Origin of the sequence: Marinobacter sp. THAF197a (genome assembly GCF_009363275.1) — a bacterium.
GTDB lineage: Bacteria > Pseudomonadota > Gammaproteobacteria > Pseudomonadales > Oleiphilaceae > Marinobacter.
Genome location: NZ_CP045324.1, coordinates 3793152 through 3811695 on the forward strand (window position 1 = coordinate 3793152; position 18544 = coordinate 3811695).

The 18544-nt window shown below is 58.6% G+C and carries 15 protein-coding genes; 8 read left to right on the plus strand and 7 right to left on the minus strand.

The window, feature by feature from the left end:
- Positions 1–26 precede the first annotated feature (26 nt).
- The 4 genes from FIV08_RS17610 to FIV08_RS17625 all read left to right on the plus strand — a co-directional run bounded on the left by FIV08_RS17610 (position 27) and on the right by FIV08_RS17625 (position 3902).
- Complete coding sequence (locus FIV08_RS17610) at positions 27–1163, plus strand: lytic murein transglycosylase (RefSeq protein WP_416376925.1); 1137 nt, start codon at positions 27–29, stop codon at positions 1161–1163.
- 158 nt (positions 1164–1321) lie between these two features.
- Positions 1322–2059, plus strand: a complete 738-nt coding sequence (locus tag FIV08_RS17615) for a THxN family PEP-CTERM protein (protein ID WP_152439274.1) — start codon at positions 1322–1324, stop codon at positions 2057–2059.
- 113 nt (positions 2060–2172) lie between these two features.
- Positions 2173–3201 carry a metal-dependent hydrolase gene (locus FIV08_RS17620; RefSeq protein WP_152439275.1) on the plus strand — a complete coding sequence of 343 codons (1029 nt, stop codon included), beginning with the start codon at positions 2173–2175 and terminating at the stop codon, positions 3199–3201.
- Positions 3201–3902, plus strand: coding sequence for a pseudouridine synthase (locus FIV08_RS17625; protein ID WP_152439276.1), 702 nt, complete (start codon positions 3201–3203; stop codon positions 3900–3902). Before FIV08_RS17620 ends, FIV08_RS17625 begins: the two co-directional genes overlap by 1 nt.
- On the opposite strand, the gene FIV08_RS17630 is transcribed toward FIV08_RS17625, so the two are convergent.
- A complete protein-coding gene (locus FIV08_RS17630) occupies positions 3899–4387 on the minus strand; it encodes an asparaginase domain-containing protein (protein ID WP_138435934.1) in 489 nt (162 codons plus the stop codon). The two genes, FIV08_RS17625 and FIV08_RS17630, sit on opposite strands and share 4 nt — an antisense overlap.
- A 16-nt stretch (positions 4388–4403) precedes the next feature.
- Positions 4404–5333 (minus strand): D-alanyl-D-alanine endopeptidase, encoded by a 930-nt coding sequence (gene pbpG, locus FIV08_RS17635; protein ID WP_228715450.1) that lies wholly within the window; start codon positions 5331–5333, stop codon positions 4404–4406.
- A 226-nt stretch (positions 5334–5559) separates the two neighbouring features.
- Here pbpG and FIV08_RS17640 point away from each other — a divergent pair, with 226 nt between their 5' ends.
- The gene (locus FIV08_RS17640) at positions 5560–8172 is read left to right on the plus strand and encodes an EAL domain-containing protein (protein ID WP_152439277.1); all 2613 of its coding nucleotides are present in this window, start codon (positions 5560–5562) and stop codon (positions 8170–8172) included.
- Here the strand turns inward: FIV08_RS17640 and FIV08_RS17645 are convergent.
- The gene (locus tag FIV08_RS17645; protein ID WP_152439278.1) at positions 8159–8449 is read right to left on the minus strand and encodes a type VI secretion system PAAR protein; all 291 of its coding nucleotides are present in this window, start codon (positions 8447–8449) and stop codon (positions 8159–8161) included. The genes FIV08_RS17640 and FIV08_RS17645 overlap by 14 nt on opposite strands.
- A gap of 194 nt (positions 8450–8643) precedes the next feature.
- Between FIV08_RS17645 and FIV08_RS17650 the strand changes: the two genes are divergently transcribed.
- Entirely contained in the window at positions 8644–11064 is a 2421-nt protein-coding gene (locus FIV08_RS17650) for a xylulose 5-phosphate 3-epimerase (RefSeq protein WP_152439279.1), read from the plus strand.
- 112 nt (positions 11065–11176) lie between these two features.
- Positions 11177–13939: a cation-transporting P-type ATPase gene (locus FIV08_RS17655; protein WP_152439280.1), complete on the plus strand. Its 2763-nt coding sequence runs from the start codon at positions 11177–11179 to the stop codon at positions 13937–13939.
- A gap of 34 nt (positions 13940–13973) precedes the next feature.
- On the opposite strand, the gene FIV08_RS17660 is transcribed toward FIV08_RS17655, so the two are convergent.
- Together FIV08_RS17660 and FIV08_RS17665 are read right to left on the minus strand one after the other, a co-directional pair.
- Entirely contained in the window at positions 13974–15716 is a 1743-nt protein-coding gene (locus FIV08_RS17660; RefSeq protein ID WP_152439281.1) for an alkaline phosphatase D family protein, read from the minus strand.
- A gap of 217 nt (positions 15717–15933) precedes the next feature.
- Positions 15934–16545: a Yip1 family protein gene (locus FIV08_RS17665; RefSeq protein ID WP_072676108.1), complete on the minus strand. Its 612-nt coding sequence runs from the start codon at positions 16543–16545 to the stop codon at positions 15934–15936.
- A gap of 244 nt (positions 16546–16789) precedes the next feature.
- Between FIV08_RS17665 and FIV08_RS17670 the strand changes: the two genes are divergently transcribed.
- Entirely contained in the window at positions 16790–17593 is an 804-nt protein-coding gene (locus FIV08_RS17670; protein ID WP_152439282.1) for a dienelactone hydrolase family protein, read from the plus strand.
- A gap of 90 nt (positions 17594–17683) precedes the next feature.
- On the opposite strand, the gene FIV08_RS17675 is transcribed toward FIV08_RS17670, so the two are convergent.
- Entirely contained in the window at positions 17684–17890 is a 207-nt protein-coding gene (locus tag FIV08_RS17675; protein WP_152439283.1) for a cold-shock protein, read from the minus strand.
- Between the two features lie 261 nt (positions 17891–18151).
- Positions 18152–18532 carry a fluoride efflux transporter CrcB gene (gene crcB / locus FIV08_RS17680; RefSeq protein WP_061330859.1) on the minus strand — a complete coding sequence of 127 codons (381 nt, stop codon included), beginning with the start codon at positions 18530–18532 and terminating at the stop codon, positions 18152–18154.
- Between the last annotated feature and the right edge of the window lie 12 nt (positions 18533–18544).

Sequence of the window (18544 nt, forward strand, 5' to 3'; positions counted from 1 at the left end):
GCGCTCAGGGCCAGAGCATACCGGTTATGACCGACGAGCAATTTGCCGAGTGCAAACAAACCCTCGAGGCCAAGGCCGTCGGTGCCGGCGTCAGCGAGGCTACCGCCCGGAACGTTCTGGCCAACGTTAACTATATTGAGCGGGTGATTGAGCTCGACCGTCGGCAACCGGAGTTCACCACCACGTTTGCCGATTACTTCAACCGCCGCGTGAATGAGTCCCGTATTACCAAAGGCCGGGAGTTACTCGAAACGCATCGGGATCTGCTCGACCGGGTTACCCGGGAAACCGGAGTTCCGGCGCCCTACCTGCTGGCGTTCTGGGGTCTTGAGACCAACTATGGCAGCTACTTCGGCAAGATGCCGGTGCCCAGCTCGCTGGCAACCCTGGCCTGCGACCAGCGTCGCAGCACATTTTTCACCGAGCAGTTCGTTGCGGCCCTGAAGATCATTGACGAAGGGGCCATTCCCGCGGAGCAGATGGAAGGCTCATGGGCCGGCGCCATGGGCCACGTCCAGTTCATGCCCACCGTGTTCCTGCAACATGCGGTCGATGCCGATGGCGACGGCCGCCGGGACCTATGGAACAGCCTGCCGGACGCCATGATGTCTGCGGGTAAGTTCCTCCAGTCCATGGGCTGGGACGGCGAGTATCGCTGGGGCCGGGAAGTCCTTCTGCCAGCCAACTTTGACTTCAGCCTGTCCGATGGCCGCCGCTTACCATTGGCTGAATGGCGTGGCATGGGCATCACCGATGCCTTTGGCAACGCCCTGGCAAGCGAACCGATTGAGGCGGCACTGGTGGTGCCCAGCGGCCATCGGGGCCCGGCGTTCCTGGTTTACAGCAACTTCCGGGTCATCATGGGCTGGAACCGTTCGGAGTTCTATGCCGTTTCCGTTGGCCACCTGGCCGATCGAATTGCTGGCGCCGGCGGGCTTCAGAATCCGCCGCCGGAAGATCAGCCCACCCTGTCCCGTGACCAGATCATCCAGCTTCAGGAGAACCTCAACACCAAGGGCTTTGCCAGCGGTAACCCTGATGGCATCCTCGGCTCAAACACCCGCAAGGCCATTCGCGAGTTCCAGAAATCCCAGGGCCTGATTGCCGACGGCATGCCGTCGGAACTCCTGCTCGAGAAACTGAACATGACCAGTGGAAGCTGACGCCCATTGCGTCGGCTTTTTTTACACACTCTTCATTAGCCAGACTACTAATCCTTTATTAACAGCCAGTTATACATCTGGCACAGATCTGGCTACATGTTCCAGCGATTCCCGGAGCCAACGGGAGAAACTGATTAGCTGGTAACAAGGTGAAGATCATGAACACATTGATGAAAGGACTCGTTGCAACTGCAGCCATGGGCTTTGCGGCGACAGCAGCAGCATTCCCGGTTGACCTGGAAAACGTAACCGGTGCCTGGGGAAGCCCCACTGGCGGCAGCAATATCCAGGGCGTGGGAACTGATAATTTGCGCTGGGGTGAAGGTCTGGTTACCTGTTCCGGCAAACTTTGGTGGAAAGAATGTTCACAAGGGCCGCAAAGCGGGTATGGGTTTGAGGGTGCCACCAACCTGCCTGAAACCATTACTTCCAGCGACCCGTTTGTTCTTGGCAGCTTCACCCACTTCAACAACCGGATTACCGGCGACAGCATCACTGCCGTAGATCTGGATGTTTACGCAACCTTCTCGACAACCCCGGATAACGGCACTGTCACTGGCCCCTATACGTTCCAGTTTTCCCATAACGAAACGCCCAATGTCTATTGTGGCCCACTGTCCTTTATCTTCGGTTGTTCAACCAAAGACGTTGATGACATTGTGCGCCTGGACAACATGATTGAAAGTTCAGAGTTCCAGTTCGGCTCCAGCATCTACTCGCTGACCCTGCTGGGCTTTGAGGGTGGCGTTGATGAGATTTATACCGCAGAAGGCAAGGCTACCTCGGTTAACCTGCTGGCGAAACTGAACGTTCGCTCCGTGCCAGAGCCCGGCACCCTCGCCTTACTCGGCCTTGGTCTGGCTGGTCTTGGCCTGGCCCGTCGCCGTAAAGTCTGATGCTCCCACACCGGCGGCCTGCCCGCCGGTGTCTTTCCTCCCAACCAGTGATCTGATTCCGGAATCAGCGCATAATATCTGCCATATCCCTCACGATATTGTCGCGGAGATTCATGGATTCCATTACCCAAGCCGCTCTCGGCGCCTCCATTGCCGGTGCGGTTGCCGGCAAGACACTCGGTCGCTCTGCCCTGCTCACCGGCGCACTGCTGGGCACCCTGCCTGACCTGGACGTGGTCATCGACTACGGCAGCGCTGTGGCCAATTTCACCCAGCACCGGGGCTTCAGCCATTCCCTGTTTATCCTTATCCCGCTGTCGTTTCTGATTGCCTGGGGCTTGTGGCGCTGGAAACCGCAGCTTTCCTATCAACGGTGGCTGGCCCTGGCAGGTTTGATTCTGGTCACTCACCCGCTGCTGGATGCCTTTACCACCTATGGCACCCAATTGTTCTGGCCCCTGGGAGACCCGGTTGCCCTCAACAGCATTTTTATCATTGACCCTTTGTATACCCTGCCCTTGTTGGCGGGTTGTCTGGTGTTCCTGATTCGCCCCCCGGCAACCAATGCCGTTGCCAGCGGCCTGGTGCTATCGACCCTGTACCTGGGCTGGACCCTGGTTGCCCAGCAGTGGATCACCGACAGGGTTCAACCCGCTCTGGCGGAGGTCGGTATGAACGAGGCATCCTTGCTGGTTCAGCCGATGCCATTCAACACGATTTTATGGCGGGTAACTGCCATCACTGACGAACACAGGGTTGAAATAGTAACCGGGTTTCTCGATGGCAGCGATGAACTGAATCTGGAGCATTTCCCCCGCCGGCCCGATCTGGCGCAATCGGTTGCCTCCTTGCCGGAGGCCCGACGTCTTGAATGGTTTACCCGAGGCTTTCTGGACTACCGGCTAGCCGGCAACCAGATCACCGCCACAGACATTCGCCTGGGCATTCCCGGTGCTCACCCCTTTACCTTCATTCTGGCGGAGACCTCCGAATCGGGTGTTACTCCCATCCCCAGCGGCCGGCTGCCGCGGCCATCGGTTAACCGGGACGCCCTGCCGCTGCTCTGGTCAAGACTGACAGGACGAACGCCGGTGCTGTGCCTGGCAACCCTGTCTGCACCTCCGCAAGGACACGGTTGCTGATGCGCCTGGATCAGTTTGTCGCCAACAGCAGCGGGCTTTCCCGCAAGGACAGCAAGCGAGCAATTTCCGCTGGGCGAGTGCAGGTGGATGGTAAAATGACCAAGGGTGCCAACAGCCAGGTTCCGGAGCACGCAAAGGTGACATTGGACAACCAGGCGCTGGCCCTGCCCGGTGGCCTGTACCTGATGATGAACAAGCCGGCCGGGGTTATCAGTGCCACCAACGACAGCAACCAGCCTACCGCTGTTGATCTTCTGCCACCTGAACTGGCCCGACAGGTTCATATCGCTGGCCGGCTCGACAAAGACACCACCGGATTGCTACTTCTGACCAGCGACGGCCAATGGTCTCATCAGATAACGTCACCACGCCGGGCTTGCCCGAAAACCTACCGGGTCACCCTGGCCGAACCGCTGGACGAACATGCCTGCCAGGCACTTGAGCAAGGTATTGAACTGAAGGGCGAGCAAAAACCGACGCTACCCGCCCAGGTGCTGCAACACTCGGCAACCGAGATCGAACTGATCATCCGCGAAGGCAAGTACCATCAGGTAAAGCGCATGCTGGCCGCGGTGGGCAACCACGTAAAGGCACTGCACCGGCAGAGCATTGGCGATATCGTTCTCGACCCGGCCCTGGCGCCCGGGCACTACCGCTCATTGACCGCGCAGGAAATCCAGTCCGTGGCAGAGCCCGATTAGTCAGTGGCAATACGCTCGAACTTCTGGGCTTCCAGGTTTTTGCGCACCGCGCCCGCCTCAAAGACTTCACCGTTCATGGCAATATAGACACCCGGTGGCAGAAGCTGTGCCGCCGCCCAGGCAAAACCGATGTTGAAGGTGGCATCGCTGCGGCGCATACGGGCGGGCTGCATGGCACCGGTCAGCACAATGGTGCGATCCGCCAGCGGCTTCAGCACCTGGGCGGTTTGGGCCATGGTATCGGTACCATGGGTAATCAGGATTCTGGAACAGTCCGAGGTACGAACAGCCTCCAGAATGGTCGCCCGGTCATCGTCAGTGAGTTCCAGGCTGTCCTTGCGCATCAGCTCGCGGATGATGTAGCCATCGTGGATATTGGACTCCCGGAGCAACTCCGGGAGCAGGCTCTCACCAATTTCAAACTTGCTGTTGGCATCAAAGTACACCTTGTCGATGGTGCCGCCGGTCGTCAGTATCTGGATCATCGTCAGCTGAAACCTGTTATTGGTTGATACGCGCGGTCTGGCTTCCCTCGGTCGCCGTCCAGGCCGCGTTTTTCTCCTGCTCGTAGCGTTTTGCCGCAGCCGCCACAGACCCGGGGTCGCCACTCGCCAGCCAACGTTTGATTCGGCCGGCATCGCCCATCGGCGATCGGGTGCCCAACGAATCCAGCAGCACCGTAATCACCGGCTTGCTGTCCATTTCGGACACCATGATCAGGCACCGGCCAGCCTCCGTCAGGTAGCCCGTCTTGCTCAGCCCTACTCCCCAGCTTTGACGATGCACCAAGGCGTTGGTGTTACCAAACGACAGGCTGTACCTGGGCCCCCTGAATTCAGCACGGTAATAGCCAGTGGTCGAGTATTCGCCAATCAGTGGATGCGCCAGTGCCGCATTGGCAAGCCGTACCAGATCAGAGGCGCTGGACACATTCTCGACAGACAGCCCGGTAGGATCAACAAACCGGGTGTTATCCATACCCAGTTCGACTGCCTTGGCGTTCATCGCCGCGACAAAGCCATCGAAACCATTGGGATAGGATCGCGCCAGGGTGTAGGCGGCAAAATTCTCTGACGACATCAGGGCAATTCTCAGCACGTCACTCCGCTTCAATCGCGAGCCCACGCGAATACGGGTCCAGGCATTTGCCGCTGCAGGCACGTGGCGCTCTTCGAAGGTCAGCCATTCATTCATGTCCTGGCCGGATTCCACAACCACCAGGGCAGTCATCAGCTTGGTGATTGACGCAATCGGAACCGGCCGATCGGCATTCTTGCCAAACAGCAGCGCGTCGTCTCCAGCAACCGCGGCGGCGGCATTGACCGATGCCAGTGCCGGCATTCCCTGACTGCTCGCCAGTACCGGGTTTGCCGACAACAACGTGACCGCCAGCAGCACCGGCATGATGAATAACCGCTTGATGAAAATCATACTGCGTTGCACTCCCGAACCTTATCCTGTCGCCTCGCCGAAACGCCTACTATACCAGCGCCAACCATCTGTTGCGCAGGTCTCATTTTAATCATGCGTTTTAAACAGCAAATGCAAAATACGATCAAATACATTAAAATTTGTTGAAATTCATATTGTTACAACGCGTTAACGGTTGTAATTTTAGGTAATCTTCAGCCGACCACGTTGCCAGGATGTTCACCGAATGGATTCCGAACCCGCAAACCAGACCAGCCGCCCCCCGCTGACCAGGCTGCCTTTTTTGCAATCACTGAATCGCTGGCTCCCCTTCCTCATCCTGTTTCTGGCCGCCGGCTACGGCCTAACCGCTGCGCTCCTCAATACACCTTCCGCCGCCCCCGACCAGACCCTGACGGCAACCATTGGCAGTGCTTCTCCAGTCAGGTTGCACCCGCAGTCCCACTACCTGCTCGCCCCACTGGCCGAGGTACTTGAACAGCAACGCTGGCATTCCGGGGACTGGGAACCACTGTCAAAGGACCGTGCCGGCATCGGCTATCCGAGAATGCCCGCCACTTTCCGGATGACACTGACAACCGAGGGACAAGAACCGGTCGACAGCCAACTGGTGGTACCGGCTCCCTATCTGGACCACCTCCAGCCGGCTCTGATTCATCCGGACGGTACCATCGAGACGCTCCCGGTGATGGGTGACCAATACCCGTTTGACAACCGCTATGTGGCGCTGCCCCAGTGGATCTGGCCAGTCACTCTTCAGCCCGGCGAAACCGTGTTGCTGATGGAGGTAAGGAACAGCGGCCCGGTGATGTTGCCGCTGTCTGTTGCAGGAGGCAATGAGGTCGTCAGCGAAGGTACCTTCAGCACCGCGTGGAAATCGTTTGTTACCGGATTACTGGTGTTCGCCCTTTTACTCAACCTAAGCATCGTCGCCAAGCTGAAACGCCCCGGGCTTGCCTGGCTCAGTGTGCTGATGATCGGCGTAATTTACAGCCAGCTGGTTATGGATGGCCTCGGGCTATGGTTATTCTGGCCAGGCATGCCAGAGCTCAACTCACTGCTCTCCGTCAGCCTGTCGCTGTGCCTGATCGCGCTGTGCGAATTCACCCCCCATTTCATGGCCATCCACCGCACGGGCCGCCGAATTCTCCGGGGCTTCAGCATGGCTGCCGGGCTGCATTTGCTGGCCGCCCCTTTACCACTGCCATTACTCGGACAGGACGTTTTTCTGATCATCAGCGCCGCCGGTGGCGCCTTCATCCTGGCCCTGGTCCTCAGCCAGCTTCGCAAACACGTTTACGCCCGCTATTACGCACTGTCGGTGCTTGCCATTGTCCTGGGTGCCGCCATTAGTTCACTGCGGACCATCGGCTGGTTCCCGGTCACACCGCTGACCGACTCCGCCTTCTTTTTGGGGGCAGCCGCCGGATCGCTGATACTGACCAGCGGTGTTGGCCGTCTGCTGCTGGAAGAGCGTAAGCGTCGCCTGAGTTCGGATATTCGGGTGCAGGAGGAACAGAAACTGCGCGCCCGCATCGAGCGGGATTATGACCGGGTACTGAAAACCCACCGGGTTACCGGCAAACCGAACCGGCCGATGCTGGAAGAAACCCTGGGCAACATCGACTGTCAGCAAACCCCCTACACGTTGTGTCTGATCCGCCTGGCGCGGTTCAACGAACTGGAACAGGCCCTGGGCTACCGGACAGCCGAAGACCTGCTCAAACAATACCTGCGTCGTTTGAACCGCTACCTCAAACGCACTCTCGGTGATCGGCTGATCATGATCAATGGCTACGGCATCGCCACACTCGACACCGTCAACCATGCCTTCGCCATGGTTCGCGGCAGTGACCCGGCACAGGACCGCGAATTACTGGAGACCGTCAGTCACTGGCTGTCAGAGAACTTCCGTGAGGGGCGATTTTCGTTCTCCTGGGCGGCATCGATGGGGGTTGCCTACGCTCCCGAGCATGGCACTGATGCCGCCAGTGTGCTCTCCTCCGCTGGCTTTGCATCACTGGATGAAACCCGCCCGATGGCGATCTACGACCCAGCCATTGCCGACTGGCAGTACCAACAGCAAATCCTGATGCTGGATGTTGAAGATGCCCTGCGCTGCGGCGACATGTGGCTGGAATACCAGCCCAAGGTGAGCATTCGGGATGGCAAGGTGCGCTCAACCGAGGCGCTGATTCGCTGGCAGCATCCGGAATTTGGCCGGATTCCCCCGGATCACTGGATTCCCCTGGCCGAACAGGTGGGCATCATCCATTCCGTGACCTTGTGGGTACTGGACCAGGCCTGCCAGGATTTTGCCCCATTGCAGCAGCGCTACGGGGAAAGCATCGGTGTTGCCGTCAACATCTCTGCCAAAGACGTTGCCCATCCATTGTTCCATGAGGAAGCCGGCGCCATCACCCGCCGGCACGGGGTCAGCCCGGACCGGGTCATTCTGGAAATCACAGAAACCGCCGCCATGGCCGACCCGGAAGTTGCCCGGCGCGCCATCCGGACCCTGAGCAGCATGGGGTTCCGCATTGCTCTGGACGACTTTGGTTCCGGGCACTCATCCCTGGGCAACCTGGCCAGCTTCCCGCTGGATGAACTGAAGATTGACCGCAGTTTCCTGCAAGACGTACTGCTCTACCCGGTCCGCCAGAAAATTCTGCGGGCAGCCCTGGAGCTAGGCGAGGCACTGGACCTTGATGTGGTTGTTGAAGGGGTAGAGGATGAAGCCATCGCCCTGTGGCTGCAGCAGTTCCCCGGCCTGCACGGCCAGGGTTACTACTGGGCACGACCCGAAAGGGTCAGAGCAGCGCTGGTCAGCCCCCGATAACAACAGAGCCGCTACCGATCGTCACCCCGCCGCAGGATACAGCGCTGCCAGTGATGGCAGCCGGCTTGCCATTGATCATTACCGAAGGTGACCCTTCTGCAATCACTCTGGGGTGGCTGGAGTGCTTGGGCTTGGAATGGGGCGCAAGGGGGTCGCCCAGACGGGCAACTGGCTTGCCATCCACGAGTACATCGGGAGAACCGGCGAGAACCGGGGTGGGCGGGAAACCCTGATGGTCTGAACCAAGATCTCCCAACAGCACAATAGCTTTACTCATTGTCTGATTCCTTTCAGGACAAGTTTGGAAAAAACATCCTATAACGTTTCTACCGATAACCCAACCCATCGGTCGCGGCTTTGTGACGCTTCCGAAAAGATGCAATTACGACTGACCTGAATCAAGGGCTCCCCGGGCCGGGCGTTTTACACTTCTTTCACACTCTCAAGCTCGAAAGCCATGGAGGCCGCACCATGCCATCGCCCAACGTACAAGCTCCATCGCCGGCTGCTGCATGCAACAGTGCAGCCTACCAACGCTGGCAGCAGGGCTATGGTGTTATCCGCCACTCGGAAGACACCGAAGCCAGGGTTCAGGTCCTGGCCCGAAAACTGGTGGCGGATGGCCTCCAGCCCGATACCGATACCGTCTACCAGAAACTAGCGTACCTCGACCGGCTAACCAGCGCAGGGCTCTGGTTGGTGGTGCACATGACCTACTGCAACCGGGTAGACATTTCCGGGGCGCCATTGGCTGCCCAGGATTTCAAAGCATCACCTGAGGGCCATACCGGTGGCGCCCTCAATATGGTGCCGGCCTACGCCGCTTATCTGGCCTTGAACAACCTGACCGGGCAAACCCGGAGCTGGCTGATGGGCCAGGGCCATTGCGTTGCCGCCGTCGACGCCCTCAACGTGTTGACGGGCAACCTGCATCCGGAACAGCGGGCGCGCTACCTGGCACCTGAAGGTTTGTCGCGGCTTGCCGCTGACTTCTACAGCTACCGCCAGAAGCCCGACGGTGCCATGGCCTCCCCCCTCGGCAGCCACGTCAATCCGCATACCGCCGGGGGCATCCTGGAGGGCGGCTACCTGGGCTTTGCCGAACTGCAGTACGCCCACATGCCGCTGCCGGGCGAATCGCTGGTGGCCTTCCTCTCGGATGGCGCCGCCGAGGAACAGAGAGGCAGCGACTGGATTCCGCGCTGGTGGCGGGCAGACGATTGCGGGCAGGTTCTGCCGATCATGATTGCCAATGGCCGAAGAATTGAACAGCGCACCGAGCTGGGCACCCGGGAAGGGCTGGAGCGCTTCGCCGAACTGCTTGAAGCACACGGATTTGAGCCAGTACGTTTCGATGGCAAAGATCCGGCGGCGTTCGTCTGCACTTTATTCGATATGGAACGGACACTGGCCGCCCACGGCGACGCCGCCAGCCGGGGTGAAGCCAGCTACCCTGTCCGTATTCCCTACGGTATCGCCGAAACCACCAAGGGTTTCGGGTTCTACGGTGCCGGCCAGAATTCCGCCCACAACCTGCCCCTGCCGGGCAACCCACGGCTGGACACGCGGGCCCGGGACCTGTTCAACGAGCACATCCAGCCTCTGTGGGTGTCACCGGAAGAACTTGAATGGGCCGTCGCAGCACTTAATGAGCACCGCCAGCAACAGCGCCCCCTTGAGCGGGATCACCCCCTGGCACTGCGCAACCCACGCGAACCCCAGGTTCCGGTATTGCCTTACAGTCAGGACAAGTCATCACCGATGACGGCAGTAGACGCCTTCTTCCGGGCACTGACCAAGAGCAATCCGGATCTTCGGCCCAGAGTAGGCAATCCGGATGAACTGGCAAGTAACCGGCTGACGGGTGTTCTCAAGGACCTCAGGCATCGGGTAAACGATCCGGAAAGCGATGACGAATCCATTCACGGCCATATCATCACTGCCCTCAACGAAGAGGCGGTGGTCTCCGCCTGCCTGGGGAACAAGGCAGGCCTGAATCTGGTCGCCAGTTATGAGGCCTTCTGCGTAAAAATGCTCGGTGCGGTGCGACAGGAGCTGATCTTTGCCAGGCACCAGAAAGAGGTGGGCAGGCCCGCCCGCTGGCTTGGCTTCCCGATCATAGCCACCTCCCACACCTGGGAAAACGGCAAGAACGAGCAGTCCCATCAGGACACCACATTCTGCGAGGCCATGCTGGGTGAAATGAGCGATGTATCCCGGGTGCTTTTCCCTGCCGACTACAACAGCGCCCTCGCGGTTCTGCCGTCGGTATTCACCGAACGCGGAAGAATCAGCTGCATGGTTATCCCGAAGCGCGACCGGCCCTGTGTGTTCAATGCCAACGAGGCTGAACGCCTGGCCAGGCACGGCGCCCTGGTGGTCGACGAAGACACCTCCGCCGGTGAGGAGCCCCTGCTGCTGATTGCCAATGGTGCCTATCAACTGTCAGAGGCCATTCGCGCCTGCGAACGTTTGCGGGAAACCGGAACGCCGTTCCGCCTGGTCTACCTGCAGGAACCGGGGCGGTTCCGCCAGCCCCGGGACCCCCTTGAAGCGGCCGCCTGCCTGACAGAGTTCGAGCGGGAACGGCTGTTCCCGCACCGGATGCAGCGGCGAGTGGCACTAACCCATATGCGCCCGGAAGTATTCCGGGGACACCTGCACACTCTGTTCCCCCAGCCCGCCCATTCACGGGTATTGGGATACATCAACCGCGGTGGCACCCTGAACGAAGCCGGCATGCTGTTCGCCAACCAGTGTTCCTGGGGCCACGCCCTGGCGGCCTGTGCCGACGTCATGGACAAACCACCGGGCGAGTGGCTGTCCAGCGCAGAGCTGGCAGCCGTGGAAGGTCGCGGAGATCCTTCAGTGATAACCCGGGGCTTGCCTTGAGCCCCCCGGGGGCTAGATCCCTGGCGCAAATTCCCACAAGAGGCGCTGATTTCCCATTTGATGCAGTGCAGAGTTTGGCATAATCAAGAAAATCTCGCCGGAGGGACCCCACATGAGCGATGTTCCGACTCAGCCATCATCGGTAGGAGCACCAGGCCACACCACTGACTTGAATCGTCCCTGGCATAGCATCGGGCCTGAAGAGGCCCTGATCGCCCTTGAAACCGATCATCGCGGCCTTGCGGAGTCCGAGGCCAGCCAACGCCTTGCCAGTTATGGCTATAACCGGCTGCCTGCGGTCGATGGCCCTGGCCCACTCATCCGCTTCTTACGTCAGTTTCACAACATTCTGATCTACATCCTGATTCTGGCTGCGGTCGGAACAGCCTTGCTTGGGCACTGGGTGGATACCGGTGTCATTCTCGGTGTCGTTCTGATCAATGCTCTGGTCGGTTTCTTCCAGGAAGGCAAAGCCGAGCGCGCCCTCGGCGCCATTCGTAACATGTTATCACCGACCGCCCAGGTCATTCGTGACGGCAAGCGCCAGGAAGTTGCCGCCGAAATGCTTGTGCCTGGCGACATTGTCAGACTCAAGGCCGGCGATCGTGTACCGGCGGACATTCGCCTGATCGAAAGTGCCGACCTGAGAATCGAAGAAGCAGCCCTGACCGGCGAATCCGAAGCGTCAGATAAAGAGGAGGCTGAACTGGAGGAAAAACTGCCCCTCGGGGATCGGGCGAATATGGCTTACTCCAGCACACTGGTCACCTTCGGCAATGGCTACGGCGTTGTGGTGGGCACCGGCCAGCAAACAGAGATTGGCCGCATAAGTGAGCTGATGGAGTCGGTAGAAGCTGTCACAACACCCTTGCTGCGCCAGGTCGCCATCTTCGGACGATGGTTGAGTGCTGTGATCGTGATGGTATCAGCCCTGACGTTTGCTATCGGCTACTGGGTTCGCCAAACCGAGCTCGCAGAGATGTTCCTTGCGGCGGCCAGCCTGGCCGTAGCGGCCATTCCAGAGGGGATGCCAGCTATCCTCACCATCACGCTTGCCATTGGCGTGCAGGAAATGGCGCGCCGAAACGCGATCATCCGACGATTGCCCGCGGTCGAAACCCTCGGTGCCGTAACCACAATCTGCTCGGACAAAACCGGCACGCTGACCCGCAATGAGATGAAAGTCGAGACGGTAGAAATGGCTCACCGGAGCCTGACCGTCAGCGGTGTCGGTTACGAACCCGTCGGGAAATTTGAGGAATCCGGCAAGCCGTTCGATCCAAACGACGACCCAGCCTTGATCCAGATGTTACGGGCAGGACTTCTTTGTAATGATGCCGAAATTGCAGAAAAGGCCGGCGACTGGATACTCAATGGAGAGCCGACAGAAGGCGCCCTGGTGGCAGTTGCGCGCAAGGCAGGGCTGAACCCTGACGACCTGAACCATCGTTGGCACCAACTGGATCGAATACCGTTTGCCTCAGAGCATAAGTTCATGGCCACCCTGAACAGGGACGACGAACATGGAACGGGAAACTGGATCTTTCTTAAAGGCGCACCCGAACGAGTTCTGGAAAGGTGCTCCACACAAATGGGCACCACTGAACCGGAGCCACTGGACAACGATTACTGGCATGATCGGATGCAGGCTATCGCCGATGAAGGCCAGCGAGTTCTGGCGGTGGCCTGCCGAAAAGTGCCAGGTGACCTGACTCATCTGGAATGGCACGAAGTCGAGTCTGACCTTGTACTGCTGGGCTTGTACGGCATCATGGATCCCCCAAGGCAGGAAGCCATTGAGGCGGTGTCACAGTGTCAGGCAGCGGGAATCCGGGTCGTGATGATCACCGGCGACCACAGTGGCACCGCGCAGGCTATCGGCCGCCAACTCGGAATCGCCGGGGAGGAACCGGCAATGACGGGGCAGCAGCTTGAGGCCCTATCGGAGCAAGAACTGGTCGAAGCCGTTTCCCGGGTAACCATTTTTGCCCGCACCAGTCCGGAGCACAAACTGCGGCTGGTCCGTGCGCTCCAGGCCCATGAAGATGTCGTGGCCATGACCGGTGATGGCGTAAACGACGCACCAGCGCTGAAACAGGCCGATGTCGGTGTAGCTATGGGCAAGAAAGGCACCGAAGCTGCCAAAGAGGCCTCCGAGATGGTGCTTGCCGATGACAACTTCGCCACCATCGCCCGCGCCGTGGAACAAGGCAGAACGGTTTACGACAATATTCGCAAAGCCATTCTTTACCTGTTGCCGACCAACGCGGGCCAGGGACTGACCATTTTCATGGCGGTCCTGCTTGCGATGCCATTACCACTGACTCCGGTTCAGGTACTCTGGGTCAATATGGTGACGGCTGTCACGCTGGCCATGGCTCTGGCCTTTGAACCCACCGAACCCGGCACCATGGCGCGCCCTCCCCGCAGTTCTCGCCAGGCCCTGATGTCCGGTGGGTTTCTATGGCGCATACCGTTTGTCGGGCTATTGCTGTGGGCAGGCACTTTCGGTCATTTCTACTGGCTCACCGGCCTGGGAGCGGACCTTGAACTGGCCCGTACGGCAGCCATCATGACGCTTGTAGCCGGGCAGATTTTCTACCTGTTCAATGTGCGCCACCTGTATTCCTCGGTGCTCAACTGGCGCGGCCTGTTTGGCAGTCGTCCTATCTGGATCGCCATCGGCATTCTGGTGATTTTGCAAGCCGCCTTTGCCTATGCGCCGCCCTTACAGTTGCTGTTTGGCACCACGGGGCCCGGTGCAACTAACCTGTTACTGAGCCTGACGTTCGGGATTTTTCTGCTCTTGGTGGTAGAGCTGGAGAAGTGGATTATCGCCCGCCTTTCCTCGGGCGCGAGCGACAACCGTGATTAAACTGACCCGGGCATTGCCCGGGCCCTTGGTGACATCACCCTGCCGGTTGCTCCAGGCGGCGCCCCTCGGAACCAGGCAATGTGCGCAGAGAGATCGTGGCGTGACTGAGGCTCTCATAGCTCCGGCTTTTCACGGTATCCAGAAAATGCCATTCTGAACGCGCCTCTGTCGGGGTAAACGTCACCAGCATATAGCCTCTTTGGCTGATATTGAGGCTCTCCAGATCATCAACCAGTAACGCGATGCCCTGCTCAGCTTGCGGAATCATCTCTGCCGGCAGCCCCAGATACCCCTCCAGCCCAGGCGAGGTCACCGAGGCCGTGGCAAACTCCACGCCTATCTGTCGCCCTTCAATATCCCGGAGGTTGTTGGCCCAGGCGTTGTGGGTATCACCGGCCAGCACGACCAGGTTCCTGTCCAGTTGGCGGGCGGTGGCGAGAACCACTTCCCGTTCGTACTGGTAGCCATCCCAGGCATCCAGGTTATAGGGTGCTGCCAGTTCAAGCCGCGCCAGCTCCTGTTCGGTAAGTGTGGGATCACCCTGCAGCGCCCGGGCTTTCAGCGTTGCCAGTTCGGCCAGTGATTCAGGCAGGTTTTCCAGATTCTGTGTCGCAATGGCCATCAGCAGCTCCGCGGGCAGGTTCATGCGCCCCATCAGCACCTGCTGGCCAAGCACCTGCCAGGTACCCGCCCCCTGCGCAAGTGCCGACTGCAACCACAAAAGCTGTTCGGCGCCCAAAAGGGTGCGGTTCGGATCCCCTACTGCCGCCCGGAAAGCATCTACATCCAGGCCGCCCTCCCCGAGGTAGTTCATGTAATCCAGCTGCTGGTCACGGCCAATAATGCGGGTATCCAGCATATGCAGATCAACCAGGTCACCAAACCGGAAACTCCGATAGATGGTTTCGTTACTACCCTCTATTACCGGGCGGATCGGCATCCACTCAAAGAAGGCCCGCAAGGCCGCTATTTTGCGTTCCCCAAAATCACCTTCGCCGAGCTCCGGGTTGTGGTTCTCTGCACCCTCGCGCCAGGTGTCGTTGGTGACCTCATGGTCGTCCCATACCACGATGAACGGCATAACGCGGTGCAATTCCTGAAGGTCATCGTCCTTGCGATAGATGCCGTAGCGTTGGCGGTAATCCTGCAGAGTAATCAACTCCAGATTATTGGCCTCCGGGAAGGTGCGCCCCAATGCCTCGGCATCTGCTGCTGCGTAGCTGTCGGCCTCACTGCTGTATTCGTAGATGTAGTCTCCCAAATGAACCAGGGCGTCCAGATCCTGTCGGGTGGCAATCTCCCGATAGACATTGAAATAGCCCGCTGGATAGTTGGAGCATGAGACAACAGCCAGCTTCACTTGATCAATGCTGCCCTCAGAGAGTGTTCGGGTAGTACCAACAGGCGATGTGCTGTTGGCGGAGCGGAAACGGTAGAAGTAGCGCTGGCCATCGGATAGGCCCCGGGCATCCACCTTCACCGTGTAATCATGCTCTGCGCTGGCCTCGGCGGTGCCGGAGTGTACGATCTCATCAAACTCGGCATCCCTGGCAATTTCCCAGCCCACGTCTACCGAGGTCCCCCTATCCGGCACCGCGCGCGTCCAGAGTATGACGCTATCCTGCAACGGGTCGCCACTGGCGACACCATGGGTAAACTCAACGCTGCGCTTATCGCTGCTGTCGAACACACAACCCGCCAATCCGGTTGAGACAGCTACTGCTCCCATCCCCAAGGCCGAGGCTTTCAGAAAATCCCTGCGTGTTAACCGTGCCATTCTGTTCCCCTTATTATTCATTCTGAGCTTGTCCTGTTGTGGGCGGCCGCCCGATTTGCGACCGCAGACCAAACGCTAGACTGCTCAGATGAAAACCGCGTTGCCGGATTGCGACATCCCTGTGGCAAATGCCGACAACTGGGGGAAGGCAGGCACCAGGTCACAAAAAAAGGGAGCCGAGGCTCCCCTTTGATGGCTGATGATTGGCAGGTTACGACTACCCGCTGACAAACACCGGGCCGACACCGAAGTTCCAGAGAATGACCGAGCCAACACGAGTAGAAACGAGAATCACCAGGGCAACGGTCAGCAGGGCCCCGCCGTACATTACCGCACGCTCTTTCTCGATCCCCATCACGATGGGCAGGCCGTCATACATCAGCCAGGCACCGTAACAGGCTGCCGCCAGAAACACAGCCGCGTTGAACCATGGCACCGGGTACAACAGCGCAAAGCCAGCCAGGAACAGCGGAGTGCAGGAATAAGCCGCCAGGGCAATACCGTTAGAAGGTACGTGTTCCTCTTTGGCACCGTAGGTTTTTGCCATCCAGTTAATGGCGTAGCCCAGGGCAAAGACGCCCACCAGCATGGCAATGTATGTCAGGACGCTCAGCTGCAACGCACTGATTTCCGTCAGCTTGATCAATCGCTCATTGCCGACGGACCAGCCGAAATGCGCGGTTGAGATGTAAGCACAGATCGGCGCTATAGCTGCCAGAATAACCACATAGGCAACATACAGCCGGGTTGGATGTTCGTGTTCTTTCTTTATGGATGCCCACTCTTGGTCCGGGTGGGTAAACAGACCAAACGCGTGTGACAGGAGCATAGACCACCCCCTCGTTATTGATGTTATTGGTATGGGTGGATACGGTGCCTGAACGAGTTCAGACTTATCACCGTTCCTGTTCTTAACTATAGTCAAGAACGGTCAGGTTGAAAGCAGCACCTGATGCCATTTTGTTCGCGAATCCGGTGCTCTCAGATCATTTGGTTCTGTAAGCAGTATTCATCGGGTATGTCTGAACACTCGTATGACAAGGAATCCAAAACCACACAAGGAGATGACCCACATGCCTGGAATCAGAAAAACAACTCACCTCACGGCGCTCGCCCTGGCCATTGCCGGCGCCAGTGCCAACGCGGAACTTCGCACCGAAACGGTCACCTATGAAGTGGATGGCCAGACCTTTAGCGGCTACATGGCCTGGGATGATGAAGACGAGGGCAAACGGCCCGGCGTTCTGGTGGTTCACGAGTGGTGGGGTCATAACGCCTTCGCCCGTGAGCAGGCAGAAAAGCTGGCTGCAGCAGGCTACACAGCCTTTGCCCTGGACATGTACGGTGACGGCAAGCTGGCTGAACACCCGGATACCGCCCAGGAATTCATGCAGGAAGCCACCAAAAACATAGATCAGGTGAAAGCCCGTTTCATGAAGGCCAAAGAACTGCTGCAGAACCACGAAAGCGTGGATGCCGGCCGTATTGCCGCCCAGGGTTACTGTTTCGGCGGTGCCGTGGTATTGAACATGGCTCGGCTTGGCGTTGATCTGGCAGGGGTGGTCAGCTACCACGGCGCGCTGTCCAGCCCGGTTCAGGCAGAAGCTGGCAAGGTAAAAGCCAAAGTGCAGGTTTACACCGGTGGTGCCGACCCGATGGTGCCTTCAGAGCAGGTGGCAAGCCTGGTTCGGGAGATGCAGAACGCGGAAGTGGACCTGACACTGGTGAGCTTCCCCGGAGTAACCCACTCTTTCACCAACCCTGGCGCAGACAAGGTTGCCGAACAGTTCGGGATGCCCATCGCCTACGATGAAACCGCTGCTGCCCGGTCCTGGAACGGCACCATGCAATTCTACAGTGAGATTTTCGCTCGCTGACCCGGTCGGGCCGGATTAACGGCCCGAAATGCCAACAAAAAAGGCAGCCGAGGCTGCCTTTTTCTTGGTTATTGCTGAATCCCGTTAGGATTACAGAGCAACAACGTTCTCCGCCTGAGGACCTTTCTGGCCCTGAGTTACGGTGAACTCGACCTTCTGGCCTTCGGCCAGGGTCTTGAAACCAGAGCCCTGAATGGCGCTGTAGTGAACAAATACGTCCGGGCCGCCTTCACGAGTGATAAAGCCAAAGCCTTTTGCTTCGTTGAAGAACTTAACAGTACCGGTAGTAGTAGACATACTTAAACTTCCTGAAATCAATCATATTATCTGCTGCCACACACCTTCATGGTGTTGGTCAGCGTTTGACGGAAAAACTGAACTCGCGGGATCAAAAACAGGACGGTCACTACTAACTGCGGAGGTACGTCTTATTCATGAACTGCTTGGCTAATCTTTCCTACACGAACCACTCTACTCTGGAATTCCCGGCTTGCCAAGGGGCTTTTCAATAATTTATGTAGGTAGTCATACCCAGTTCCGGCGGCGCCCACGTACCCTTCAGCCCTTGATCAGACTGAAGGTATAAAAGCCCAGGGCAGTCATAAGGATAGACCCCACCACGTGGGCGATAATACCGGTGAGTGCCATGGCCCACTTGCCTTCCTGCAGTGCACCGAACATTTCCAGCGAAAAAGTCGAGAAAGTGGTCAGCGCGCCGCACAAGCCTGTGATGGCAAACAAACGCCATTCCGGTGCCAGAGCATTACTCTGGGTAAAAAAACCAATCAGTAAGCCAACCAGCCAGCCGCCACTGAGATTGGCCACTAGAGTGCCCCAGGGCACCGCGTGGTAACTGGCATTCAGCCATAAGCCGAGCGCCCAACGAAGGTTGGCGCCGATCACGGCGCCAACGCTGACTGCAACCACTGAAAGCCACACCGCAACCTGCTC